Source organism: Mycolicibacterium fluoranthenivorans (genome assembly GCF_011758805.1).
Taxonomy (GTDB): Bacteria; Actinomycetota; Actinomycetes; order Mycobacteriales; family Mycobacteriaceae; genus Mycobacterium; species Mycobacterium fluoranthenivorans.
The window spans coordinates 1,524,980-1,550,077 of record NZ_JAANOW010000001.1 but is presented as its reverse complement, the minus strand read 5'-3'; the positions used below and the strand labels follow the sequence as shown (position 1 = coordinate 1,550,077).

25 protein-coding genes are annotated in these 25,098 nt (G+C 67.4%); 12 read left to right on the top strand and 13 right to left on the bottom strand.

The genetic code is table 11. From position 1 onward, the window contains the following. Positions 1-83: 83 nt before the first annotated feature. On the top strand, positions 84-830 hold the full coding sequence (locus tag FHU31_RS07665; protein ID WP_167157159.1) for a beta-phosphoglucomutase family hydrolase: 747 nt from the start codon (positions 84-86) through the stop codon (positions 828-830). Next, positions 827-3,196 (top strand): glycoside hydrolase family 65 protein, encoded by a 2,370-nt coding sequence (locus FHU31_RS07660; RefSeq protein ID WP_167157158.1) that lies wholly within the window; start codon positions 827-829, stop codon positions 3,194-3,196. The genes FHU31_RS07665 and FHU31_RS07660 overlap by 4 nt, the downstream gene beginning before the upstream one ends. Here the strand turns inward: FHU31_RS07660 and FHU31_RS07655 are convergent. Together FHU31_RS07655 and FHU31_RS07650 are read right to left on the bottom strand one after the other, a co-directional pair. Next, complete coding sequence (locus tag FHU31_RS07655) at positions 3,186-5,180, bottom strand: YhgE/Pip domain-containing protein (RefSeq protein WP_167157156.1); 1,995 nt, start codon at positions 5,178-5,180, stop codon at positions 3,186-3,188. The two genes, FHU31_RS07660 and FHU31_RS07655, sit on opposite strands and share 11 nt — an antisense overlap. Further along, a complete protein-coding gene (locus FHU31_RS07650) occupies positions 5,180-5,881 on the bottom strand; it encodes a hypothetical protein (protein WP_167157154.1) in 702 nt (233 codons plus the stop codon). The genes FHU31_RS07655 and FHU31_RS07650 overlap by 1 nt, the downstream gene beginning before the upstream one ends. 57 nt (positions 5,882-5,938) lie before the next feature. On the opposite strand from FHU31_RS07650, the gene FHU31_RS07645 reads away from it, so the two are divergent. Further along, entirely contained in the window at positions 5,939-6,577 is a 639-nt protein-coding gene (locus tag FHU31_RS07645; RefSeq protein ID WP_167157152.1) for a TetR/AcrR family transcriptional regulator, read from the top strand. Here FHU31_RS07645 and FHU31_RS07640 read toward each other — a convergent pair. The 3 genes from FHU31_RS07640 to guaB form a co-directional block, all read right to left on the bottom strand. Next, entirely contained in the window at positions 6,561-8,297 is a 1,737-nt protein-coding gene (locus FHU31_RS07640; protein ID WP_167157150.1) for a GMC oxidoreductase, read from the bottom strand. The two genes, FHU31_RS07645 and FHU31_RS07640, sit on opposite strands and share 17 nt — an antisense overlap. An 82-nt stretch (positions 8,298-8,379) precedes the next feature. After that, positions 8,380-9,516 (bottom strand): GuaB3 family IMP dehydrogenase-related protein, encoded by a 1,137-nt coding sequence (locus FHU31_RS07635; protein WP_090363171.1) that lies wholly within the window; start codon positions 9,514-9,516, stop codon positions 8,380-8,382. A 20-nt stretch (positions 9,517-9,536) separates the two neighbouring features. Further along, positions 9,537-11,081, bottom strand: a complete 1,545-nt coding sequence (gene guaB / locus FHU31_RS07630; protein ID WP_090363169.1) for an IMP dehydrogenase — start codon at positions 11,079-11,081, stop codon at positions 9,537-9,539. Between the two features lie 168 nt (positions 11,082-11,249). Here guaB and FHU31_RS07625 point away from each other — a divergent pair, with 168 nt between their 5' ends. Next, a complete protein-coding gene (locus FHU31_RS07625; protein WP_090363168.1) occupies positions 11,250-11,654 on the top strand; it encodes a DUF5319 domain-containing protein in 405 nt (134 codons plus the stop codon). A 27-nt stretch (positions 11,655-11,681) separates the two neighbouring features. On the opposite strand, the gene FHU31_RS07620 is transcribed toward FHU31_RS07625, so the two are convergent. The 3 genes from FHU31_RS07620 to FHU31_RS07610 all read right to left on the bottom strand — a co-directional run bounded on the left by FHU31_RS07620 (position 11,682) and on the right by FHU31_RS07610 (position 14,416). Next, a complete protein-coding gene (locus FHU31_RS07620) occupies positions 11,682-12,962 on the bottom strand; it encodes an anti-sigma-D factor RsdA (protein ID WP_167157148.1) in 1,281 nt (426 codons plus the stop codon). Then, positions 12,955-13,533, bottom strand: coding sequence for a sigma-70 family RNA polymerase sigma factor (locus FHU31_RS07615; protein ID WP_167157146.1), 579 nt, complete (start codon positions 13,531-13,533; stop codon positions 12,955-12,957). Before FHU31_RS07615 ends, FHU31_RS07620 begins: the two co-directional genes overlap by 8 nt. 91 nt (positions 13,534-13,624) lie before the next feature. Next, positions 13,625-14,416: a tetratricopeptide repeat protein gene (locus FHU31_RS07610; RefSeq protein ID WP_167157144.1), complete on the bottom strand. Its 792-nt coding sequence runs from the start codon at positions 14,414-14,416 to the stop codon at positions 13,625-13,627. Between the two features lie 400 nt (positions 14,417-14,816). Here FHU31_RS07610 and FHU31_RS07605 point away from each other — a divergent pair, with 400 nt between their 5' ends. Next, positions 14,817-15,107, top strand: a complete 291-nt coding sequence (locus FHU31_RS07605; protein WP_090363162.1) for a WhiB family transcriptional regulator — start codon at positions 14,817-14,819, stop codon at positions 15,105-15,107. A gap of 143 nt (positions 15,108-15,250) precedes the next feature. Beyond that, positions 15,251-15,694, top strand: a complete 444-nt coding sequence (locus FHU31_RS07600; protein ID WP_167157142.1) for an OsmC family protein — start codon at positions 15,251-15,253, stop codon at positions 15,692-15,694. Between the two features lie 5 nt (positions 15,695-15,699). On the opposite strand, the gene FHU31_RS07595 is transcribed toward FHU31_RS07600, so the two are convergent. Next, entirely contained in the window at positions 15,700-16,098 is a 399-nt protein-coding gene (locus tag FHU31_RS07595) for a VOC family protein (RefSeq protein WP_090363158.1), read from the bottom strand. A 201-nt stretch (positions 16,099-16,299) separates the two neighbouring features. Between FHU31_RS07595 and FHU31_RS07590 the strand changes: the two genes are divergently transcribed. After that, positions 16,300-17,604 (top strand): S1C family serine protease, encoded by a 1,305-nt coding sequence (locus FHU31_RS07590; RefSeq protein WP_234901155.1) that lies wholly within the window; start codon positions 16,300-16,302, stop codon positions 17,602-17,604. 73 nt (positions 17,605-17,677) lie between these two features. Here FHU31_RS07590 and FHU31_RS07585 read toward each other — a convergent pair whose 3' ends face one another. Next, positions 17,678-18,400 (bottom strand): cutinase family protein, encoded by a 723-nt coding sequence (locus FHU31_RS07585; protein WP_167157138.1) that lies wholly within the window; start codon positions 18,398-18,400, stop codon positions 17,678-17,680. A 180-nt stretch (positions 18,401-18,580) separates the two neighbouring features. Here FHU31_RS07585 and FHU31_RS07580 point away from each other — a divergent pair, with 180 nt between their 5' ends. The 4 genes from FHU31_RS07580 (at position 18,581) to FHU31_RS07565 (ending at position 21,017) form a co-directional block, all read left to right on the top strand. Next, a complete protein-coding gene (locus FHU31_RS07580; protein ID WP_139170178.1) occupies positions 18,581-18,790 on the top strand; it encodes a hypothetical protein in 210 nt (69 codons plus the stop codon). A 110-nt stretch (positions 18,791-18,900) separates the two neighbouring features. Further along, complete coding sequence (locus FHU31_RS07575) at positions 18,901-19,071, top strand: hypothetical protein (RefSeq protein WP_167157136.1); 171 nt, start codon at positions 18,901-18,903, stop codon at positions 19,069-19,071. Between the two features lie 59 nt (positions 19,072-19,130). Then, the gene (locus FHU31_RS07570; protein ID WP_167157133.1) at positions 19,131-20,435 is read left to right on the top strand and encodes a carboxylesterase family protein; all 1,305 of its coding nucleotides are present in this window, start codon (positions 19,131-19,133) and stop codon (positions 20,433-20,435) included. Between the two features lie 72 nt (positions 20,436-20,507). Beyond that, entirely contained in the window at positions 20,508-21,017 is a 510-nt protein-coding gene (locus tag FHU31_RS07565) for a hypothetical protein (protein WP_263988178.1), read from the top strand. Between the two features lie 13 nt (positions 21,018-21,030). On the opposite strand, the gene FHU31_RS07560 is transcribed toward FHU31_RS07565, so the two are convergent. The 3 genes from FHU31_RS07560 to groES all read right to left on the bottom strand — a co-directional run bounded on the left by FHU31_RS07560 (position 21,031) and on the right by groES (position 23,676). Then, positions 21,031-21,492, bottom strand: coding sequence for a cupin domain-containing protein (locus tag FHU31_RS07560; RefSeq protein WP_234901331.1), 462 nt, complete (start codon positions 21,490-21,492; stop codon positions 21,031-21,033). A 180-nt stretch (positions 21,493-21,672) separates the two neighbouring features. Then, on the bottom strand, positions 21,673-23,292 hold the full coding sequence (gene groL, locus FHU31_RS07555; RefSeq protein WP_167157131.1) for a chaperonin GroEL: 1,620 nt from the start codon (positions 23,290-23,292) through the stop codon (positions 21,673-21,675). A gap of 81 nt (positions 23,293-23,373) precedes the next feature. Next, the gene (groES, locus tag FHU31_RS07550; RefSeq protein ID WP_036421278.1) at positions 23,374-23,676 is read right to left on the bottom strand and encodes a co-chaperone GroES; all 303 of its coding nucleotides are present in this window, start codon (positions 23,674-23,676) and stop codon (positions 23,374-23,376) included. A gap of 222 nt (positions 23,677-23,898) precedes the next feature. On the opposite strand from groES, the gene FHU31_RS07545 reads away from it, so the two are divergent. Beyond that, positions 23,899-25,098, top strand: a complete 1,200-nt coding sequence (locus FHU31_RS07545) for a hypothetical protein (RefSeq protein ID WP_167157129.1) — start codon at positions 23,899-23,901, stop codon at positions 25,096-25,098.

Genomic DNA, 25,098 nt, shown 5'->3' with positions numbered 1-25,098 from the left:
TCACCACATCGCCGAGCATGCCCACAGCCGGAAACGGGCATGGTGGAGTGGTACCCGTCCGCCACCGGAAAGCGAGGGCTGTCATGCTCGGCCTGCCCAAGAACGTGCACGCGTGCCTGTTCGACCTCGACGGTGTCCTCACCGACACCGCCAGCGTGCACAAAACGGCATGGAAGGCGATGTTCGACCAGTACCTGCGCGAGCATGCCGACCGCACCGGTCAGTCGTTCGTCCCGTTCGACATCGACCAGGACTACCTGAGCTACGTCGATGGCAAGCCCCGCGAGGACGGTGTGCGCACCTTCCTGAACAGCCGGGGTATCGACCTGCCCGCGGGCACACCCGACGACGGTCCCGACGCCGAGACGGTGGCCGGTCTGGGCAATCGAAAGAACCAGATGTTCCAGAAGGTTCTGCACACCGAGGGTGTCGAGGTGTTCGACGGCTCCCGGAGGTATCTGAAAGCGGTCGCCGCCGCCGGCCTGGGCGTGGCGGTGGTGTCGTCCAGCGCCAACACCCGCGAGGTCCTCGAGGTGACCGGGCTGGCCCGGTACGTGCAGCAGCGCGTCGACGGCGTCACCCTGCGCGAGGAACACCTCGACGGCAAACCGGCACCGGACTCGTACCTGCGTGGGGCCGAATTGCTCGGCGTCGCGCCCTCGGCCGCCGCGGTGTTCGAGGACGCCCTGTCCGGGGTCGAGTCCGGGCGAGCCGGACACTTCGGCCTTGTCGTCGGGGTCGACCGGGTCGGTCAGGCCGACCAGTTGCGCGCCCATGGCGCCGATATCGTCGTCACCGACCTCGCCGATCTGCTGGAGGCCGGCCGATGATCGACCACGACGCCTTCCCCATCGAACCCTGGCGTATCCGCGAGACACGGCTGGACCTCGACCTGCTGGCTCAGTCCGAATCCATCTTCGCGCTGTCCAACGGGCACATCGGGCTGCGTGGCAACCTCGACGAGGGCGAGCCGCACGGACTACCGGGAACCTATCTGAACTCGTTCTACGAAACCCGGGCCCTGCCCTACGCCGAGACCGGCTTCGGCTATCCCGAAGCCGGCCAGACGATCGTCGACATCACCAACGGAAAGCTGCTGCGCCTGCTGGTCGACGACGAGCCGTTCGATATCAGGTACGGCGAACTGATCGACCACGAACGGGTTCTCGACCTGCGTGCCGGCATCCTCACCCGGGTGGCCCAGTGGCGCTCCCCCGCCGGCAAGCAGGTGAAGATCACCTCGACCAGGTTGGTGTCGCTGACGCAGCGCAGCGTCGCGGCGATCGAGTACGTGGTCGAGGCGGTCGACGAATTCAGCCTTGTCACAGTGCAATCGGAGTTGGTGGCCAACGAGGACCAACCCGAGATGTCCTCGGATCCGCGGGTGGCCGCGGGACTCGATCACCCGCTGGAGGCGGTCTCGCACGAGCACACCGAACACAGCGGCCTTCTGGTGCACCAAACCCGCAACAGCGGCCTGATGATGGCGGCTGCGATGGACCACGAGGTCGAGGTGCCCGGGCGCGTCGAGGTGACCACCGAGGCGCGTGCCGATGTGGCGCGTACGACGGTGATCTGCGGTCTGCGGCCCGGTCAGAAACTGCGCATCGTCAAGTATCTCGCCTACGGATGGTCCAGCCTGCGGTCGCGCCCGGCGCTGCGCGACCAGGTCGCCGGGGCATTGGCGGGCGCCCGCTACAGCGGTTGGCAGGGTCTGTTGGATGCCCAACGCGCCTACCTGGACGAGTTCTGGGATGCCGCCGATGTCGAGGTGTGGGGTGATCCGGACAGACAGCAGGCCGTCCGGTTCGGGTTGTTCCACGTGCTACAGGCCAGCGCCCGCGCCGAGCGCCGGGCCATCGGCGGTAAGGGGCTGACCGGAACGGGCTACGACGGCCACGCTTTCTGGGACACCGAAGGGTTCGTGCTGCCGGTTCTGACCTACACCAAACCGCATGCCGCCGCCGATGCCCTGCGCTGGCGCGCAGCGACGTTGGATCTCGCCAAGGACCGCGCCGAGCAGCTCGGGCTCGCCGGCGCCAGTTTCCCCTGGCGCACGATACGCGGTGAGGAGTGCTCGGCCTACTGGCCGGCGGCCACGGCCGCCTGGCATATCAACGCCGATATCGCGATGGCCTACGAGCGCTACCGACTGGTGGCCGGCGACGACAGCCTGGAACGCGAATGCGGGCTGTCGGTGCTGGTGGAGACCGCGCGACTGTGGATCTCGCTGGGCCACCACGATCGGCACGGGGTATGGCACCTCGACGGGGTCACCGGTCCGGACGAATACACGGCGCTGGCAAGCGACAATGTGTTCACCAACCTGATGGCCGCCCTGAATCTGCGGGTGGCGGCCGACGCATGCCGGCGCCATCCCGACGGCGCCGCGGCCATCGGGGTCACCACCGAGGAGACCGCGGCGTGGCGGGATGCCGCTGCGGCAGTGCACATCCCGTTCGACCGCGAACTCGGGGTGCACTCCCAGTCCGAGGGTTTCACCAGCCTGGCCGAGTGGGATTTCACCGAGAACACGAACTATCCCCTGCTGCTACATGAACACTACGTCCGGTTGTACCCGGCCCAGGTGCTCAAACAGGCGGACCTGGTACTGGCCATGCATTGGCAGAGTCACGCCTTCACCGCCGAGCAGAAGGCCCACAATGTCGACTATTACGAGCGCCGCACCACCAGGGATTCCTCCCTGTCGGCGTGCACCCAGGCGGTGCTCTGTGCCGAGGTGGGCCATCTGGAACTGGCCCACGACTATGCCTATGAGGCGGCCCTGATCGACCTGCGCGATCTGCACCACAACACCCGCGACGGCCTGCACATGGCCTCGCTGGCCGGCGCCTGGATCGCGCTGGTGGCCGGGTTCGGTGGCCTGCGTGACGACGAAGGCGTGCTGACGCTGGACCCGCACCTGCCCGACGGGATCGACCGATTGCGATTCCGGTTGCGCTGGAGCGAATTTCGCCTGACCGTCGATGCCACGCACGCAGAGGTGATCTACAGCCTGCGCGACGGCCCGCACTCGCACCTGACAATCCGGCACGCCGGGGCCGAACTCACCGTCAGCACTCAGGAGCCGACCACCGTCGCCGTGCACGTGCGCAAACCCCTGCTGCCCGCGCCGTCGCAGCCGCCCGGCAGGGAACCGATCCGGCGCCGGCTCGGTTCGGACGTCACATCTTGATCGCCGGCATCAGCCGGGTCATGTTCCACATCCGGTTGCGCCGGGCCGACAGCGAGGAGATCACAAACGCCCCGGCCCAGATGATCAGCAGTGCGATCACGGCCTGCCACAACCGGTGATCGATACCGCCGAGGATCAACTGGCGTAGTCCGTTGACCCCGTAAGTCATCGGGTCGTAGTTGTGGAAGACCTGGAACGGCCGCGAGGTGGTCTCCACCGGGTACATGCCACCGGCGCTGACCAGCTGGAGCATCAGCAGCGCCATGATCAGCACGCGCCCCACCGCCGGTCCGACGAGGGCGTTGATCGCTTGGGTGGCCGCGACGAACGCGCACGAGATCAGCACCATGAAGGCCAGCATCGCCACGGGGTGAGCCGCGTGCATACCGAGCGCGAACCGCACCACGCAGTACAGGATCACCGCCTGGCACAGCCCGATCGCCACCGCCGGCAGATAACTGGCCAACACCACCCGGATGGCCAGGACCTCCGCGGCGATCGGCCGGGTCTGCAACGGCCGCAGCACCATCCAGAGCACCAGGGCACCGAAGAACAGCGCCAGGGTGATGAAGAACGGGGCCATACCCGTGCCGAAGTTGGGCGCGGCGTTCTCGTGCGCGGTTTCCAGATGCACCGGACCACCGATGGTGTCGGCGATCGACTCCTTCTGCTGCGCGCTCCAGTCCGGGACTTGCTTGGCACCGTCGGCGAGCTTGGTCGCAAGCTCTGCCGATCCGGCGCGCAGCTGGCCGGTGCCCGTCTTCAACTGCTGGGCGCCGTTGTCGAGTTTGACTATTCCGCTTGCCAATTCGGCGCTGCCGGAGGCGAGCTTCTGGGCGCCGCCACGCAGTTCGTTGAGTTTGTCGGTGAGTTCCTGGCCCTTGGCCCCCACCTGATCCAGGCCGGTGCCCAGCGGGCTGCCCGGGGTGCGCATCGACGAGGTCATGGATATCGCGGCGTTCTCCGCGTCGGTCAGCTGCTGACGGATCTGCGGGGTGAACTGGTGCGCCTGCAACTGGTCCTGCACACCACGCAACGTTCCGGCGGCACTGTTGGCCAACGGATCTGCGCTGGTGGAGAGCTGGTTGATCACCGCGGTGAGCGAGTCGGCCGCGGTGTCCTGAGCGGTGGCGATGGCACCGATCTGGTCGTTGGCCTGCCGCAGGGCGGCCGTGCCCTGTTGCAGCTTGTCGGTGTCACCACCCATCTGCGAGAGGGCCCGGGTGACCGCGACCAGCGGGTCGGTGGCCTTGGTGATGCCGTCGGAGAGCTGTTGGGCGCCGGTGGCCAATTGCGCCGAACCGGACCGCGCGGTGTGCAGACCCGTGGACAGTGCGGCGGCGCCGTCGTCGACCTTGACCGCGCCGTCGGCGAGCTGGTGGGCCCCGTCGGCCGCCTGTTTGATGCCGGCCCCCGACGAGACCACCACGGACAGCACCTGATTGACGGCCTGCCCGGAGATTCTGGTGGACACCGCATTGAGCACCTGGTCGGTGGCGGTGCGCCCGATACTCGACGAGATGTAGTTGTTGGCGTCGTTGTAGACCGCGATCAGGTTGGCCTGTTTCGGCTGCCCGGTCAGCGGTGAGGCGATGGCTTCGCTGAAGTCCGAGGGCAATTCGAGCATGAAGTAGTACTTGCCGTGTTCGACCCCGGTGCGCGCCTCGTCATCACTCACGACATTCCAGTCCATGCTGCCGTCGGCGGTCAGGCTCTTGGCGATCTCGTCTCCGACGTTGACCTGCTGCCCGGACACCACCGCGCCGCGGTCCGAATTGACCAGTGCGACAGGCATTTTGTTGACATGGCCGAAGGGATCCCAGTAGGCCCACAGGTACAGCGCGCCGTACACCAGGGGCAGCAGCATCAGCACCACGATCGCCACCCGGGTCAGCCGGCTGCGGGCAAAGCGTTTGATCTCGGAGCCGAAGGCGAGTCCTGCCAGCGGGGATGAGCCGCCGCTTGCGCGAAGACCTTTCAGCATCAGGAGTCCTTTCCGGTCAGGCTGCGGTGATCGTGGAGGTCGTGGTTGGGTGCATCCGCGCCCAGCGGATTGGTCACGCCCACCACGACGGTCTGCGTTTCGGCGAGGGCGCCGAGCCGCTGGACGGCCAGCGCGCGGCGGGCGTTGTCCCGAACCTGTTCGAGATCGCCGACCACCAGGATCGGCCGATCCGAGAACCGGGCCAGGGTGACCCGCAGCAGGAACAGGTCCAGATCGGACAGTTCACTGATGAAGGTCGTGGCCGACGGCGCCGGGATCTCACCGAACACCTCACGCAGGGCGGTCTCGCCGGCCTCGATCGGCACCTGCCGGTACCACGGCGCCAGCCAGCGGCGCTGCTCGGCGAGCACGGTCGCCACGGTCACCGAGTCCTCCAACTCGTCGATATCGTCGAACGCCGCGATCGAGCAGTGTCTGCGGATGTCGCGCGGCCGGGTGTCTCCGCAGACGGTGACGGTGCCGTGGGTGGGTTTCAGGCGGCCCGCCAGGGTCAGCAGGAGCGCGGTCTGGCCCCAGCCGCCGGGCATCTGGATGGCGTGGAAACCACTGCTCAGCTCGAGATCGATATCCGAGAACAACGGTCCGTGTTCGCCGTCGACGCCGAGCCCGACGGCCGTGATCAGCGCCGGAGCGGCGTCGACGGATTCGTCGGCGGCCAGGGTGTCCTGCGCGTCTGCCATCTCTCAACCTCTCCGCACCTTTCGATACCGACTGGTATCGATTCGATACTGTCGAGTATGCTGTCGTCCATGTCCTCTGTCAAACCCGCACGGACCCGCCCCACGCGCGATGAGGTGCGCGATCGGATACTCGACGCGGCGCTGGAGGTGTTCGCCGCGGAGGGTTTCGCAGGCACCACCATCGACGCGATCGGCCAGGCGGCCGGCTTCACCAAGGGTGCGGTGTACTCCAACTTCGAATCCAAGGACGAGCTGTTCCTGGCCTTGCTCGACCGCCAGTTCGAGACACGCAGCGCCTTGATCGCGACGGCGTTCGGTGCCGGCCGTGGCGACATCAAGGCGACAGCCGAGGCACTCAGCCGATCCATGCTCGGGTCGATCCACGACGAGAGCCAGTATCAGCTGGTGCTTTTCGAGTACTGGCTGCGCGCCGTACGCGACCCCGCACTACGCGACCGGCTCATCGCACGCAGGCGCGCCGCCGTCGAACAGGCCATGCAGGTCGTCGAGGGCGCCCAGACCGGGCTACCCAGTCAGCGGCTGGCCGACCTGGCCCAACTCGTAGTCACCGTTACCGCGGGTGTCGCGCTGGAAGAGATGCTGCAACCCGGGGTCATCCGCGCCGACATGATCGAGCGCCTCATCACCAGACTGCTCGAATCGGTACCCGGTGAACCCGTCAGCCCGCAGAGCTGACGGGGTGAATCGGCAACCGGCGCAGGGCACCCGGCGCGTCGGCGGGGACCACCGGACGGACCGGCGCGACCGGAGCCAGACGCTGATAGGGCTCCCCCTGCGCGGGACGCTGGTCCTGCTCACCCTTGTTCGGCCACATCGAGGCCGCGCGCTCGGCCTGCGCGGTGATCGAAAGCGACGGATTCACACCGAGATTGGCTGAGATCGAGGCGCCGTCGGTGACGTAGAGCGTCGGATAGTTGTACACCCGGTGATACGGGTCGATGACACCGGTCTCGGCACTGTCACCGATCGCCGCCCCACCCAGGAAGTGCGCGGTCAGCGGAATGTTGAACAGCTCGCCCCAGGTGCCACCGGCCACGCCGTCGATCTTCTCCGCGATCCGGCGGGTCACCTCGTTGCCGACGGGTATCCACGTCGGGTTGGGCTCACCGTGGCCCTGTTTCGACGACAGCATCCGCTTGCCCAGCGGCCCGCGTTTGGTGAACGTGGTGATCGAGTTGTCCAGGTGCTGCATCACCAACGCGATGACGGTGCGCTCACTCCAGTGCTGCGGATTGAGCAGCCGGATCATGCCGCGCGGATCCTCGCCGGCCAGGTTCAGGAACTGCCGCCACCGCGGGGTGTCGGTGCCCTGCGGCCCCGCGCCGTCGGTCATCAAGGTCTGCAACAGGCCCATGGCATTGGAACCCTTGCCATAACGACACGGCTCGACGTGGGTGTCGGCGGTCGGGTGGATCGACGAGGTGATGGCGACGCCGTGGGTCAGGTCACGACGCGGGTCCACCGTGAGGGTTTGGGCACCCACGATGGACTCCGAGTTGGTGCGGGTCAGCACGCCCAGACGCTGCGACAACCTGGGCAGCTTGCCGGTGTCACGCATCTTGAACAGCAGCTTCTGCGTGTTGTACGTGCCGGCCGCGACGATCAGGTTGGTGGCGGTGAAGGTCTTGCGCTTGCGACGCAGCTTGCTGCCGGTCCGCGCGGTGCTGACCTCCCACAGCCCGTCGGGCCGCTGACCGAAGCTGGTCACCGTCGTCATCGGGTGCACCTGCGCCCCCGCGGCCTCCGCCAGGCCCAGGTAGTTCTTCACCAGGGTGTTCTTGGCGCCGTGGCGGCATCCGGTCATGCATTCCCCGCATTCGATGCACCCGGTGCGGGCCGGGCCCGCGCCGCCGAAGTACGGGTCGGGGACCGTCTTGCCCGGCGTCTTCTCCCCGTCGGGTCCGAAGAACACGCCCACCGGGGTGGCGACGAAGGTGTCCCCGACACCCATGTCGTCGGCGACCTCTTTCATCAACCGGTCGGCGTCGGTGAAGGTCGGGTTCTTGACCACACCGAGCATGCGCTGCGCCTGCTCGTAGTGCGGCATCAGCTCGGAGCGCCAGTCGGTGATCCCCGCCCACTGCTTGTCGGCGAAGAACGGCTCCGGTGGCACGTACAGGGTGTTGGCGTAGTTGAGCGAGCCGCCACCCACCCCGGCGCCGGCCAGGATCATGCAGTTACGCAGCAGGTGGATGCGCTGGATGCCGTACATGCCCAGCTGGGGCGCCCACAGGAAGCGGCGCAGATCCCAGGAGGTTTTGGCGAAGTCTGCGTCGGAGTACCGCGGGCCGGCCTCCAGGACCCCTACCCGGTAACCCTTCTCGGTCAGTCGAAGGGCGCTCACGCTGCCCCCGAAACCCGAGCCGATGATCAAGACGTCATAGTCCGGCTGCATGTGACCAGTATGACGCTACCGACAGGTAACTTCTAGACAGGAACGCCTAACTTGTAAAGAAAAGCCCGGTTGATCAGGCTGCTCAAGCCCCCACGGTCAGGCCGACCTTCTGAAATTCCTTCAGGTCGCAGTACCCGGCCTTGGCCATCGACCGCGCCAGCCCGCCGACCAGATTCAGCGAACCGAACGGATCGTCCGACGGCCCGTCGAGCACCTGCTTGAGCGAAGGCCGGTCGCCGAGGGTCACCTGCAGCAGCGCGCCGCGCGGCAGCGACGGATGCGCGGCCGCCGACGGCCAGAACCAGCCGCCGCCCAGCGCCTCGGCGGCGGTGGCCAGCGGCGTCCCCAGCACCACGGCGTCCGCACCGCAGGCGATCGCCTTGGCCAGATCACCGGAGGTGTGGATATCCCCGTCCGCCAGCACGTGCACGTAGCGCCCGCCGGTCTCGTCGAGGTATTCGCGGCGCGCGGCGGCCGCGTCGGCGATCGCGGTCGCCATCGGGACGCTGATACCCAGCACCTCGTCGCTGGTGGTCACGCCCCGGGTCGAGCCGTAGCCGACGATGACGCCGGCCGCACCGGTGCGCATCAGGTGCAGCGCGGTGCGGTGGTCGAGCACACCGCCGGCGACCACCGGGATGTCCAGTTCGGAGATGAACGTCTTGAGGTTGAGCGGCTCACCGTCTTGAGCCACCCGCTCGGCGGAGATGATGGTGCCCTGGATGACCAGCAGATCGATGCCCGCGGCCACCAGCGCCGGCGTGAGGGCCTGTGCGTTCTGCGGGCTGACCCGCACCGCCGTGGTCACCCCGGCCTCGCGGATACGGGCCACGGCCGCACCCAGTAGTTCGGGATCCAGCGGGGCGGCGTGCAGCTGCTGCAGCAACCGGATGGCCGCCGACTCATCGTTCGAGGTGGCGGCAACTTCAGTGACCTGGGCGATCTTGTCCTCGACATCGGCGTGCCGGCCGATCAGGCCCTCCCCGTTGAGCACGCCAAGGCCGCCGAGGCGGCCCATCTCGATGGCGAACTCCACCGAGACCAGCGCGTCGGTCGGATGCGCCACCACCGGGATCTCGAACCGGTAGGCGTCCAGCTGCCAGGCCGTGGACACGTCCTTGCTGGAGCGGGTGCGCCGCGACGGGACGATGTTGATGTCGTCGAGTTCGTAGGTCCGGCGGGCGGTTCTGCCCATGCCGATTTCAACCATGTCACGCATAGGGGGTTTGCTCCCAGGCCCTAACGGGCGTAGTAGTTCGGCGCTTCGACAGTCATGGTGATGTCGTGCGGATGGCTTTCCTTGAGCCCCGCCGCGGTGATCTGGACGAACTGCGCCTGCTGCAGGTGTTCGATCGTGTCCGATCCCGTGTATCCCATGGCGGCCCGCAACCCACCGGTGAGCTGGTGGATGACGGTCGAGAGCGGACCGCGGAACGGCACCCGGCCTTCGATGCCCTCGGGGACGAGCTTGTCCTCGGAGAGCACATCGTCCTGGAAGTAGCGGTCCTTGGAGAACGACTTCTGCGTGCCGCGGCCCTGCATGGCGCCCAGCGATCCCATGCCGCGGTAGCTCTTGAACTGCTTGCCGTTGACGAAGATGAGGTCGCCCGGCGATTCGGCGGTGCCCGCCAGCAACGAGCCGAGCATCGCGGTGGAGGCACCGGCGGCCAGCGCCTTGGCGATGTCCCCGGAGTACTGCAGACCACCGTCGGCGATCACCGGCACACCCTTGGGCGAGCAGGCCGCGACGGCCTCCAGGATCGCGGTGATCTGCGGGGCGCCCACCCCGGCCACTACCCGGGTGGTGCAGATCGAGCCGGGCCCGACCCCGACCTTGACGGCGTCGGCACCGGCTTCGACGAGCGCGGCGGCCGCGGCGCGGGTGGCCACATTGCCGCCGACCACGTCGACCTTGTCCCCGACGACGGACTTCAGGCGGTGCACCATGTCGAGCACCAGGCGGTTGTGGGCGTGCGCGGTGTCCACGATGAGCACGTCGACACCGGCGTCGGCCAGTGTCATCGCCCTGGTCCAGGCATCATCGCCGATACCGACGGCGGCACCGACCAGCAGCCGGCCGTCACTGTCCTTGGTGGCCAGCGGGAACTGCTCGGTCTTGACGAAGTCCTTGACGGTGATCAGGCCGGTCAACTTGCCGTGCCCGTCGACGATGGGCAGTTTCTCGATCTTGTATCGGCGCAACAGGCCCAGTGCCGCCTCCGCGGACACCCCCGCCTGCGCGGTGATCAGCGGCGCCTTGGTCATCACCTCGGCGACCGGCTTGGACTGGTCCACTTCGAAACGCATATCGCGGTTGGTGATGATCCCGACCAGGGAGCCCTGCGCGTCCACCACTGGCAGTCCGGAAATCCGGAACCGGGCGCACATCGCGTCGACCTCGGCCAGCGTGTTCTCCGGCGAGCAGGTCACCGGGTCGGTGACCATCCCGGCCTCCGAACGCTTCACCGTCTCGACCTGACCGGCCTGTTCGGCCACCGAAAGGTTGCGATGCAGCACGCCCATACCGCCGGCGCGGGCCATCGCGATGGCCATCCGAGACTCGGTGACGGTGTCCATCGCCGAGCTCACCAACGGCACCCGCAACCGGATCCGCTTGGTCAGCTGGCTCGAGGTGTCCACATTCGCGGGGACCACGTCCGATGCGGCCGGCAGCAGCAGGACGTCGTCGAACGTCAGCCCGAGCATCGCGATCTTCGTCGGATCATCGCCGCCGGTCGGCACCGGTACGGCCAAAGGGATGCTGCTGCTTTCAGCAATCGACATAGGTGGAGCCTCCAGGAACCAACACGGCCAAACACAGGCGTGGATCTAAAAGACCATCTTATCGGCACTGACCTCGATGCTCGTGACCACACCGCCACACCCGCCCGTTCGGGCGACACCCGGGCGGACGGCTGGCGCGGATGTGGCGGGGCTGCGTACGCTAGAACCGTGCGTGATGACCTCCCGCCGGGGCTGCCGCCGGATCCCTTCGCAGATGACCCGTGCGATCCCTCGGCGGCACTCGACGCGATCGAGCCCGGTCTGCCGCTGGATCCGCAGGAACGCAGCGCCGTCGAAGCCGACCTCGCCGATCTGGCGGTGTACGAGGCCCTGCTGGCCCATAAGGGAATCCGCGGTCTGGTCGTGTGCTGCGACGAATGTCAGCAGGACCACTATCACGACTGGGACATGTTGCGCGCCAACCTGCTGCAGCTGCTCGTGGACGGTACCGTGCGCCCGCACGAGCCGGCCTACGATCCCGAGCCCGACGCCTACGTGACATGGGACTACTGCCGCGGCTACGCGGACGCGTCACTCAACGAGGCCACGTCGGAATCCGACGGGTACCGCTGACTTCCTGATCGACAACCCCGCCCGGTGTCAGTGACCGCTGGGCACGGTGGTCGTCGTCACCACCACCTCGGGCGCCCGCTGCGGCGCTGACGTCGACTCCACGGCGGGCGCCTTCGTCGTCTGCACGGGTTCCTCCGCATGCGACTGGGGCGCCTGGGAACGGGCGGGCGGGGCGCTGGGCTCCTCCTGCTGTACCGGAGGGGCCGCGGAGGTGACCGACGGCGAGGCCGCCGCATTCGGTGCCACCGTGCTCGTCGTGGTCGCGGTACGCGACACCGTGGCCTGCGTCGTCGTGGTGGCGGTCGTGCTCGGCGCGACCGACGTGGTGGTCGTCGGCGGCGCCGTCGTGGACGTGGTCGTGCTCGGGGCGGCCGTGGTGGTGGTCGTGCTCGGGGCCACCGAGGTGGTGGTCGTCGTGGACGGTGCCACCGATGTCGTGGACGTCGAGGACGTCGAGGACGTCGCCGGCTCAGATGTGGTGGTCGTGGTCTCCGCGCCGGGGGACGTGGTCGTGGTGTCCGACGACGGTGTGGTCGTCGTCAACAGAACCTCGGATCCGGTGGTCGAGGTCACGCTGGTCGCCTCCGGCGGCGTCGTGGTGGCCGTGGAGGTATCCGTACGGCTGTCGATCACCGGGACCGGCAGCAGCGTCAGAGGTGAGGACGGCAGCACCGGCATCGGCTCACCCGCCGGCGGCAGGGTGGCGGCCGGATTCTGCTCGACGACCTTGTAGGTCAACGCATTCCACTGCTGGATGAGTTCGGACTTGCGCTCGACCGTCTCCACGCTCTGCACCTTGGTCGACAGCGCTGCCAGTCTGTCCTGAGCCTGGTCCCACTGGCCGGTGTTGATCAGCTGCTGGACCTGCTCCATCTCGGTCTGAGCCGCCAGCACCACCGCGTCGTCGCGGGTCTGGCGCTGATCGCCGAACAGCATGCTGTGCAAGCCGTACAGACCGTCGCCGGGGTTGGCGCTGTACACCACCGAGGCGAAGCCACCGAGGCACAGCACAGCGGCCGCGGCGGAACCGATCACGGCCAGCGAGCGCCGGTTACGGCGCCGCGTCGAGAAGTCGAGCGCGTGGTGCAGCGCAGACTCGGCCTCGTGCGGCGGGACCACGTGGTCCATGGGGACCTGTCGGACCTCGTCACGCCATCCGGTGAGCAGGAAGGCGAGTTCGGCATCGGCGCGGTCGGTGGAGAACACCGGCTGTTCCGAGGCCAGCGCGTCGAGGAACTTGTCGGCGCGGTTGATGTCGTTGAGGGACGGATCGCCCCCGTTGGCGGTCCAGCGACCAAAATCAGGCATAGTCGCCCCCGCCCGTGCTGATCTCGGACTTGAGCTTGGCCAGGGCGCGATGCTGCGCGACGCGGACGGCGCCGGGCGTGCTGCCGACGGCTTCGGCGACCTCCTCGGCGCTCATCCCGACCACGACGCGAAGGATGATGATCTCGCGCTGCTTGTCCGGCAGGGTCGCGAGCAACCGGTCCATCCGCGCGGACGCCTCGGAGTCAAGTGCCCGCTGTTCGGGCCCGGCTTCCCCCGAGAGCCGCTCAGGCACCACATCGGTGGGCTCAGAGCGGTTACGCGCAGACGCCCGGTGGGCGTCGGCGATCTTGTGCGCAGCGATGCCGTACACGAATGCCAGGAAGGGTCTCCCCTGATCCTGGTAGCGCGGCAGCGCCGTGATGGCGGCCAAGCACACCTCCTGCGCAATATCGTCAGCCGATAGACCACTTCGTTCTGCTGACCCGATCCGCGCCCGGCAATACCGGACGATGATCGGGCGGATGGTCTCCAGCACCACCCGGAGTGCATCCCGATCGCCGGCCACCGCATGAGCGACGACATCATCGAGACGTTCTCCCGAAATTGTCATCGTGGGCGATATCTCCAGCGTTACGTAAGGGACACATCCAGGCAGGATGCGCGTCAGATAAACACTAACGATCCGGGCGGGCCGAACCGCTTCAGCGACGCGACCACACGCCGCCTCTGCGTCGCACTGTATCGGCGGCAGCGTCGCGAACAGCGACGACGTGCGCGGGCGGATGGACGGCACTGCCGATATCCGCGAGCAGGCATCCCAGCGCCCAGCGCAGGGGCACGAGCCCGAACCGCTCGGTGTCACCGAACGCTTGGTCGGCGACCGAACGCGCCTGCTCGAGGCGTCCGGCGCAGCACAGAGCGGCCGCCAGCACCACGGCCGACTTGACGGTGTGCCGCGGCGAACCGACCGATGCGGCCAGCTCCACCGCACGTTCGGCATGGACGACGGCGGCCGCGCCGTCGCCGCCGGCCATGTTGAGTTCCGCCGACACCCACTGCAGCCGCACCGGCAGCCGGGCGGGGCCGGATCCGTCCACCAGCCGCTCCGCACGGGCCAGCAACCGCGCCGAGAGCGCGAGCCGCCCCACCCCGAGTGCGTCGGCGGCCAGACCCACCAGAGCATCGGCACCGGCCTCGGGATCCGTGCCCGCGGCCGCCCAGGCTCGGCCGTCCCAGCCACGCGCGCTGTCGTGCCCACCCAGCTGTCGGAGAAACGAGGCCCTGGTGCTGTGGGCCAGCGACAGCAGCGGTCCTGGGTGTGCGGCGCGGCAGATCTCGCCGAGGTCGGTCAGCGCGCTGGCGTAGCGCCCTTGACCGCCCGCCGCGACGGCGCGCAGCCAGCGATCCCGCTGTGAGGTCGCCGCGGGCAGCGGCCAGAGCTCCGGATGCGGACCGAAAGCGGCCTCGGCCAGGGACGTTGTCGTGGTGGTCATCGGATTGCGACGTTATCAACGCGCTCGGGAAGCACCGGAGTCACGTGACGAAGCCAACCTTGGTTAACAGTTGGTGGTCTCCATGTTTCCAATAGATCAACCACCTAACGGCTGCTAGGTAATTGCAATTACGGCGAACAGCGGAAATGCACACAAGCGTCAACTTCGCAGCGTTTGTTGAACACTCTTCTCGTTGCGTGCGGGTCGCAATGATGAACGTGATGTAAATTCTCACGCTGCTGCTATGCGGTTACGCACACGACCTGGCTATTGACGATTTTTCGGTAGCCCTTCTACGTTGTGTGCACGAGTAGTCATCGGCGACAAGTGCTCGGATCGGTTCCGCGACTCACGCACCTACGCGTTTCGCGAATTAGGTGCGACGAGAGGGGTTTTCCAAATGCCACAGCCGCAGCAACTACCCGGACCCAATGCCGACATTTGGGACTGGCAAATGGCAGGACTTTGCCGAGGTGTCGACTCTTCGATGTTTTTCCATCCGGACGGCGAGCGCGGCCGGGCCCGTGCCCAGCGCGAAATGCGGGCCAAGGAGATGTGCCGCAGCTGCCCGGTGATCACGCAATGCCGTTCACACGCCCTTGCTGTAGGTGAGCCGTACGGTATTTGGGGTGGGCTGAGCGAGTCCGAGCGCGAACTCCTCCTCAAGCGCGGGATCCGCCGCACCGCCTGACACTCGACTGACGGAAGAGCCCCGCCCCGATGCCCCGGCGGGGCCTTTCTGTGTGCTTGGCCTGTTCCCGATACCGGACACCGCGCACGGTCGGCGATGGTACTTCTTGAGGATCCGCGAGCGCGCACCGTCCAGGAGGCCCGATGTCCACCAACCCGCCCGCCGAGGGCACCGTGATCGTCACGGAGACGGGCACCGGCACCTACACGCAGGAGATCATCGCCGGACAGCACCGGTTGACCGCCGACGAGCCACGTCCGGTCGGCGACGATGCGGGACCGACTCCCTATGATCTGCTGCTGGCCGGCCTCGGTGCCTGCACCTCCATGACGGTGCGGATGTATGCCGACCGCAAGGGTTGGCCCCTCGAGCAGGTACGCGTGGCCCTTCGCCATTCCCGGATTCACGCCAAGGACTGCGCCGACTGTGAAACCACCATCGGGTGGATCGCTCAGATCGATCGCGAGATCGAACTGATCGGGGACCTCGACGACGGTCAACGTCAGAAGCTGATGGACATCGCCGAACGCTGCCCCGTCCATCAGACGTTGACCGGCGAGGTTCGGATCACCACGACCGCGCACTAGTCTTCTCAGATCACCCGGCGCGGAACCAGCACCACCCGCCACCGGTCGGGGTCCTCGAACGTCAACGCGCCCACCTTGTTCCAGTATGGGTTCTCCGGTTCCACGGGGGCACATCCGGCCGCGGCGAGACGTTCGACCATGGCGTACATCTGCGCGTCGCCGTGGAAGTACAGCACCAGGAGGTTGTCCGCCGTGGGCGCCGGACACGGGCTTCCCGCGACGTGCGTGGTGAACTCCAGGTGATACTCGGACCCGGGCAGACCCAGCATGACTCCGGAGTACCCGTCGTGGTCGTCGAACCGATAGAGGACAGGCAGGCCCAGGTACTCGGCGTAGAACCGCTCGACCTCCGCGAGCCGATCGGTGGGGCGGGCGACACGGATCTGGGCGAATTCGACAGTCACGGATCGAGCATCCAACCTCAACTCCACTTGAGGTCAAGTGCCGGCCTGCAGTGAGGTGCGCGACAGGACCGGTTACCAAAATGCGGCCGAAATCTCGGACTGGACAGAGCCAACTCTCAGTCCAGTCTCAGCCACCGCCGGATGATTGTGGTTAAGCAACTGTGCTATTTCATCATTCAAGAAAGTGACGCACACTCCACAATGACAAGCCCTGAGCAGCAACCGTTTCAGCCACACGACCCGAATGCTCCTCTGACCCAACCGATCCCACGCGCCTACGACTGGCGATATGCCACCCAGCAACCCGTGCCGCCGTTCTACCAGGCTGCCCCTGCGCGCAATATCGCTCCTGCGGGCCGCAAGCGTTCCAAGGCCGGACTGCTCACCGTCGGCGCCTTGGCGGTCGCGGTGGCCGGTGGTGGAATCGGTGCGACCGCTGCGTGGGTCGCGCATCCCGACAGCCTCACTCCCCCGCCCGCGGTCGCGTCGCCGGCACCGCACGCGGCGGCGTCCCAGCCGGCCGCCGCGGCGCCTGCCGGATCCGTCGAGCAGGTCGCGGCCAAAGTGATGCCCAGCGTCGTGAAACTGCGGATCCAGATGGGCCAGGGCGAGGCCGAGGGCTCCGGCGTCGTGCTGACCTCCGACGGATTGATCCTCACCAACAATCACGTGGCGGCAGCAGGCGCAGACAGTGCCGACGGCGCTCAGCCCGCATCGATGAACGGGGGCGAAGCCACGCGGACCGTGACCTTCTCCGACGGTCGCTCGGTCCCCTTCAGCGTTGTCGGCACCGATCCGACCGGTGATCTCGCGGTGGTGCGTGCCGAGGGCGTTTCGGGGCTCACCCCGATCGCCATCGGATCGTCCAAAGACGTCAAGGTCGGCGAGCAGGTGGTGGCGATCGGATCACCGCTGGGCCTGCAGGGCACCGTCACCACCGGCATCGTCAGCGCGCTCAACCGCCCGGTGGCGGCCGGCGACGGCTCCGGCGGTCAGGCGTCCGTCCTGGACGCCATCCAGACGGATGCGGCGATCAACCCGGGTAACTCCGGCGGTGCGCTGGTGAACATGAAGGGTGAGCTGATCGGGCTGAACTCCGCGATCGCCACCCTGGGCGCGGGCCAGGGCGGCCCGGGCGGCGGTGGCGGCGAGAGCGGTTCGATCGGGCTGGGCTTCGCCATCCCGTCCGACCAGGCCAAGCGCATTGCCGACGAGCTGGTGTCCACCGGCACCGCCAGCCACGGGTCGCTCGGGGTGCAGCTCAGCACCGATCCGACGGCGAGCAGCGGCGCCGCGATCGCCAATGTCGCCGACGGCGGCCCGGCCGCATCCGCCGGGATCCCGGACGGCGCGGTGATCACCAAGGTCAACGATCAGGTCATCGATGGGCCCGAGGCGCTCGTCGCGGCGGTACGTTCAAAAGCACCGGGCGACAACGTGTCTCTGACCTACCTGGATCAGTCTGGTGCTTCCCAGACCACTCAGGTCACCCTCGGGAAGGCCTAGCCCACCCCGGAGTCCACCCCCAGACCACGGCCGCCGCAATGCCCCCTCCCCCTCGTTGCGGCGGCCGTTTCGTCTACGTGGCCTGCTGGGCCGACGGCACCGACGGTGCCGGCTGACCGAGTTGGCGGACAACGAAATCCGCGGCCTGGAGGGCCATTCCGTTGTCCTTGTAGGCGCTGTGCGCAGCCCGGTCCAGGCTGATCCCCGGCGAGCACACGGGATCGCCGGGTGCACACAACTCCAACGTCTTGGCTTGATACCGGTCGCCGATCGCGATCGGTGGAGCATCATGGTCCGCCAGCCCGAGAAACAGCGGTGACGGCGTTCCGAACAGCACGACCGCGGCGACATGCGAGGCCACCGAGGCCGGCATGGGGCCGGAAATGCCCGCGGGCAGAACGAATCCGGCAGGCACACTGTCCGCCGTCGTATAGCCGGCCACCGCAGCGCCTTGCGAGTAACCACCGAGGACGATCTTCGTGTTCGGGCAGCCGGCCGCCAAGGATTCGAGCGTGTTGCTGGCATCGGCCACGCCCTGCGCCGCCTGCTCGAAGTCCAGTGAGGCCGGATAGTTCACCGCATCGACGGCCACCGCCTCGCCGGGCAGCCGGGAGTTCAGCGCGTCGACGAAGGCCTGGCCGGTGGCACCGACGCCCGGCGCCTCGAACGTCCCACGCGCGAACACCACCTCCACGTCCGGACAGGCGGGGGCCGCCGCGGCGGTTGCCTGCGGCCCCAGTACCGCGGCAAGCGACAGGCCCGCGGCCAGGAGTGTGGATCCGGTGGTGAGCTTCATGATGTGACCTCCCTGTTGGTGGTATCAGCGTCGCCTGCGCATGACCTCCGACACATCGCAGCTGGCAACCAGCTGGGAATACCGGCTACCCGGTAGTCGAGACGGGGGCCAATCGGGATGCCCACCACGGGCGTGCGGGCAGACGATGGTGTGACCATCGAGTCCAGCAAGGGAAATGTCATGAAGATGAATGTGTTTCGGGCATCCGGTATCGCCGTCATCGCCGCTGCTGCGGGCATCGGCCTGGCACCAGCGGCCGCGGCCGCCCCGGACCCGGCATGCAACCGGGTCAGCATCACCTGCGCCGGATCGGGCGACTACAGCGCCAACTTCACCGAGCCGGTCTCACAGCCGGATCCGTACGCCTTCCTGTTCTGGCAGCAGCCCTAGGAACGCCGTTTCTGCCATCCATCGATCAGTTCCTGCCGGGCGGAATGACACTGCCGGACATCCTGTTTCAACCATCAGAGCAACAACGACCACAGAAGAAGATGATCCAGATGAAGAAATTCGGATTCGCCACCCTGATCGCCACCAGCATGACCGCAGCAGTCCTGGGTCTGGCCGCACCCGCCCAGGCCGCCATCGGGACGCCGGTCGGTCCGCACTACAGCGTCGACAACCACGACGAGGTGAACACCACCAACGGCTTCGTCGACCAAGCGTTCTGACCCCGCCGACCAAGCACCCCCGGCCCATCGGACCGGGGGTGCTTTCGTATCGTCATCGCGTGGCGACCCAACGGCTCGATGGCGGCGGCGCTTCGCTGCTGGTGAACGAAGAAAACCACCTGATCACGGCCCGCGGTATCCGCTACGCGCGCGCCGAGCGGTTCGCGGTACCGGAGTTGACGACATTCGGGAGCAGTACAGTCGACGCGACCCAGCGCGGTCCGGCGTGCCCCCAGTTCCCCTCGAGGTTGCAGTTCGTCACGGGTGCGGTCGGCGAGGGGCTGGCGATCAGCGAACACTGTCAGGTGCTCAGCGTGACCGCACCGGCCGACGCCGACCGGCTGCCGGTGATGGTGTGGTTCCACGGTGGGGCCTATGTGTCCGGCAGCGGTGAATCCGACAAGTACGACCCCGACGCGCTCGCCGCCGAGGGCCGGGTCGTCGTGGTGAACGTCAGTTACCGGCTGGGCGTCTTCGGCTACCTGAACCTGCACGACCAGGACACCCAGAATCTGGGGTTACGCGACCAGATCTGCGCGCTGCGCTGGGTCCGGGACAATATCGCGGCGTTCGGCGGTGACCCGGCACGGGTGACGGTGTTCGGGCAGTCAGCCGGCGGTGATTCGGTGATGTCGCTGATGTTGTGCCCGGACGCCTCCGGATTGTTCATGCGGGCCATCCTGCAGAGCGCGCCGCTGGGGCTGTCCTCCGGCCGGCCGGCGATGGCGGAGGCGATGCTCGCCGCGGCGACCGCGTCGCTGTCCGGGGTACCCGCCCTGCAAGCCGACGTCGCGCAGCTGCTGGACGCTCAACTGGCCGCCGCGCGGGCCGCCCAGCAGTTCGGCAGGCTGGGACTGATGCCGTTCGCGCCGATCCTCGGGTTCGCGCCGCTGCCGTCCGCCGCCGACGTCGACGCGCGGATCGCCGACGCCGCGGCACGTATCGAGATCCTGGTGGGCTACACCCGTGCCGACGCACGGCCGTTCGTCTCGATGGATCCGCGGGGCAACCGGCTCCAGCAGGCGGGGCCGGCCGGTCCCTACCTCGCCGCGGCATTCGGACGCATCATGACCCGGCGCATCTTCGGGCGCCCGGCAGCTCAACTCGCCGAGAAGTGGAACCGCGCGGGTGGACGGTCCTCGACATTCCGCGTCGACTGGACACCCCGGCGGGCACCGCTGGGAGCGTGTCACTGTATCGAGTTGCCGCTGTTGCTGGGATCCCGCGGAGCCTGGTCGGATGCTCCGATGCTCGGGGCGCAACCCATCGACGAGGAGCTGGCCCGCCGGACACGCGCCCAGTGGAGTGGGTTCGCGCACGAGGGTCTGGCCGCGTTGGGGCCGGCACCGCTGCGCATCGGATGACGATCGCCCCACACACCTCACCCGCGCGACCGGTCAGGTAACTCTTCTCACGAACACGACGATGACAGTTCTGTGATCCCGAAACCGCGCATCCGCGCAACGGCCGCGATCGGCGCGCTGGCGATGGCGGCCTCCGTCAGCCCCGTCCCGGCGCACGCCGCCCCGCCGCTGCCCGATTCTTGTGGTTCCGCCAACGTCGTCGACGATATCTGCACCGCCCGCCTGACGTCGGTGACGGCCGATGTCGTCAACGGGACGATCACCGGCACACCGGTCGACAGTGACACACCGATAACCCTTGCAGGACAAGGGGATGCGTATCTGAAGTCGACAGGATTCGGGACTGCGGCACCGGAGGCGGTGCAAAGCTGGGACACCGCGATCGACCAGGTGGCCGACCTCGACGTCGACCCCGCCAACCCCAATTGGTACGGCAACGCCAAGGCCAGAGTGTTCCTGCCCAGGACGCTCAATGACCTGGCCACCCGGTTTCCGCCCGGCAGCCTGGTGGTTCGGTTCGCAGCCGACGACGCGCAGCCCGGCGCCTACCGGCTGGTGTCGATTCAGCCGACGGCCCGGTGAGCGCGCCCGTGAGTCAGCGCGGCGGCCCGAGAATGATCTGACCGAACTTGTCCGCGCCCTCCGCCATCCGAGTGGGAGAGATCTCGAAACCGTCCGGGCGCGGTGTTGCCCTGTCGCGGCCGGCGTAGCGGAACATCCCCTCGATTCCCGCGGGAGTGTTGATCATCAGCAGATCGGCCTTCTTGGACGTGATGCGGTACGCGTGTGGAATGTCCTTGGGCAGAAAGACGATCCCGCCTTCGGACAGTTCCATCTCCTCGTCGTCGTACCACAGCAGCGCGGTCCCCTTGATCAGCATGAAGACCTCGTCCTCGCGGGTGTGCTTGTGATACGGGGGCGCTTCACCCTCACTGACATCGAAGCGTCCGACCATCAACTGGCCGTTCGTGGCCTTACCGTCGAGCAAGATCGCCAGCGTGCCGCCGTCGAGCCATTCCAACTGCTGTTGCTGGCTCGGCTGTGCCAGGTACGCCATGCTCACGCGTCACCCCTCCGTCGTCATAAGCGATGACATCCGTGTCCGATGGTCGAGAGTATGCCCGTCCGCACCCGGCCCCGCGAGGTTTATCCGGTGCCACACCTGCGCGCACTGGGCCGACCGGACGCAAAACACCCCCGGCCCAAGCGGACCGGGGGTGTTTCGCGGAGCTACGTACTAGTGAGCGTGGCCGTGGTGGCCGTGCCCGTGATCCTCTTCCTCGGCCGGCTTCTCGACGATAGCCGTCTCGGTGGTCAGGATCATGCGCCCGACCGATGCGGCGTTGAGCACCGCCGAGCGGGTCACCTTCACCGGGTCCACGATGCCGTCGGCGAACAGATCGCCATAAGTCAGCGTGGCGGCGTTGAAGCCCTGTCCGTTGGGCAGCTCGGCCACCTTGCCGACGACGACGGCACCGTCGAGGCCGGCATTGGTGGCGATCCAGAACAGCGGGGCCGACAGCGCCTTGGCGAACACCTCGACACCGAGCAGCTCGTCGCCGCTCAGCGAGCTGCGCAGGGCGTCCAGCGCGGCGCCGGCCTGCACCAGCGCAGCGCCACCACCGGTGACGATGCCCTCCTCGACCGCCGCCTTGGCCGCGGAGACGGCGTCTTCGACGGCTTCCTTGCGCTTCTTCAGGTCGGTCTCGGTGGCCGCGCCGACCTTGATGACAGCGACGCCGCCGGACAGCTTGGCCAGACGCTCCTGCAGCTTTTCGCGGTCCCAGTCCGAGTCGGTGTTCTCGATCTCGCTGCGCAGCTGCGCAACCCGGGCCGCGATGGCGTCCTTGGTGCCGCCACCGTCGACGATCACGGTGCTGTCCTTGGTGACCACCACACGCCGCGCCGTTCCCAGCACGTCGAGGCCGGCCTCGCGCAGCAGCAGGCCCACGTCGGGGTTCACGACCTGCCCGCCGGTGACGACGGCGAGATCGTCGAGGAACGCCTTGCGGCGGTCACCGAAGAACGGCGCCTTGACCGCGACGGCCTTGAGGGTCTTGCGGATGGCGTTGACGACCAGGGTCGACAGGGCCTCGCCCTCGACGTCCTCTGCGACGATCAACAGCGGCTTACCGGCCTGAGCCACCTTCTCCAGCAGCGGCAGCAGGTCGGGCAGCGAGCTGATCTTGTCACGGTGCAGCAGCACCAGCGCGTCCTCGAGCACCGCTTCCTGGGAGTCGAAGTCGGTGACGAAGTACGCCGAGACGAAGCCCTTGTCGAAGCCGACACCCTCGGTGACCTCGAGCTCGGTGTTCAGCGTGGAGGACTCTTCGACCGTCACGACACCGTCGTGACCGACCTTGGTGATGGCCTCGCCGACCAGCTCGCCGACTTCCTCGTCACGCGAGGACACGGTGGCGACCTGGACGATGGACTTCTTGTCCGACACCGGCGTGGCGGCGGCCAGCAGGGCCTCCGATACGGCATCGGCGGCCTTGGCGATACCCGCGCCCAGGGCGATCGGGTTGGCACCGGCTGCCACATTGCGCAGCCCGGCCTTCACGATGGCCTGGGCCAACACGGTGGCGGTGGTGGTGCCGTCGCCGGCGACGTCGTTGGTCTTGGTGGCCACCGACTTGACCAGCTGTGCCCCGAGGTTCTCGAACGGGTCTTCCAGGTCGATCTCGCGGGCGATGGTGACACCATCGTTGGTCACGACGGGTCCGCCGAACGCCTTGGCCAGCACCACGTGGCGGCCACGAGGCCCGAGGGTCACCCGGACAGCGTCGGCGAGCTTGTCGACACCGGCTTCCAGGGCCCGACGCGCAGTTTCATTGAATTCAATCTGCTTGCTCATAAATGTCCTTAGGGGCAATGCGGACCGCCCCGGACGTCACCCGCACAAACGCGGGGATTTCCGGGGCGGTACACGAAGTGCTTACTTGTTGACGACGGCCAGCACGTCGCGGGCCGAGAGGATCAGGTACTCCTCGCCGCCGTACTTGATCTCGGTGCCGCCGTACTTGCTGTAGATGACGGTGTCGCCTTCGGCAACGTCCAGGGGGATCCGCTTCTCGCCATCCTCATCCCAGCGGCCGGGGCCAACTGCGACGACGGTGCCTTCCTGCGGCTTTTCCTTGGCGGTGTCGGGGATGACCAGGCCCGAAGCGGTCGTGGTCTCGGCCTCGTTGGCCTGAACGAGGATCTTGTCCTCGAGTGGCTTGATGTTGACTGCCACGATGGAGCCCTCCACTTAGTTGGGTGTGGGTCCGGATATCCCGGGCCCTGCGTTTTTCAGGTGTTCGGCAGACGTCCGTGCCCTCGCTCCGTCGTCGCGGGTGCCGGCGCTGGGGTTGGCCGCTGCCATCTAGCACTCTATACACGAGAGTGCTAGTGCTCAAGGATTGGGTTGGCCGAAAAACTCCCAGCAAGCATCCAGGTTCGCGCCGATAGCGTTGTTCGGATGGGTGGGGATGGAATTCTCGGGGTCACACCTGAGGAGTTGCGACGGGTTTCGGGAGACGTTTCGGCGACCGCTGACGTGACGAAGGCGTGGTACACCGCATTCACGTCTGCCTGTAAGGCACGCCGGATGCGGTTCGTCAGCAACACCGGCTTCATCGTCGATGACGTCTACATCACGTCGTTGAGCGTCACCGTGCATCGGGTCGGCAAAGACCTCCTGCAGATGTCGTGGACCACCGGCATCAAGCCCATGGCCGTCGATGACATCCTGTGGGCGTCGTTCCTGCCCGACGTGCAGATGGGCACGCGAATGCGTCTCAACCGCCGGATCAATGGGACGTTCAGGGTGTGGCCCCTCACCCTGGACGAAGGACGGCGTCAGGTTGCCATCGCAAGTCAGCCGGATTGGAGCGATGCACTGGGCCAGTTCTCGCGCGTGCACGCGGAATTCGTCGCCAAGCACCCGACCGCCGCGAGCTTCGTCGAGGCAGTCCGCGCCCATTCCGATGCCGAACAGCGCCCCTCGGTCAACATCGTCCGGGAGATCACCGCGCTGCTGGCGACCGGGGCCAACGCCGAGGCGGCGGATGTCGCTGACGCCGCGATCGCTCGCGGCGAGCAGGGAAACATGTCGTCGGCCACCTATGTGACGAAGTATCTCGCGGCCTATGCCAAAGGACCGCAGGCATATTCGGCATTCACGGCCAGCCTGGTGCCCACTCACGATGTCACCCGAATCTCAGCCGAGCAGCCCCCGTGGTCGACAGAGCTGATGCGGGCACATCACCAGGGCAGATTCGACCAGGAACTGCGGGCGCTCGACGGCGCCGACCGATGGGGTCTCGTCCTGGAGGTCCGGCCACCCGTCGGAGCCGAGAAGGATCACGCGGCAGTCCGCTACCTCCAATCCGCCGGGTCTGCGGCGGCGATGATGCTCGAGATCAGGCAGCCAGACGGTCTCGACCATGGCGACGTGTCGGTCCGGTCGGTGATCGGTCGCTCCGGTGTGAATCCAGGTCTGCAAGACGTCGCGGTCACCTCACACCTCTCGGAAAACGTCTACCATCACGAGGCTTTCACCGCAGCAGAGGCCGCGGATGTCTTCAGGGCGTACTACCACGACGACGCCTTGCCTGCCGGCTACACGTTGCGTCCCGTCGAGGCCTATTCGGTTACCGGCGAGGCCCGTCGACTCTGA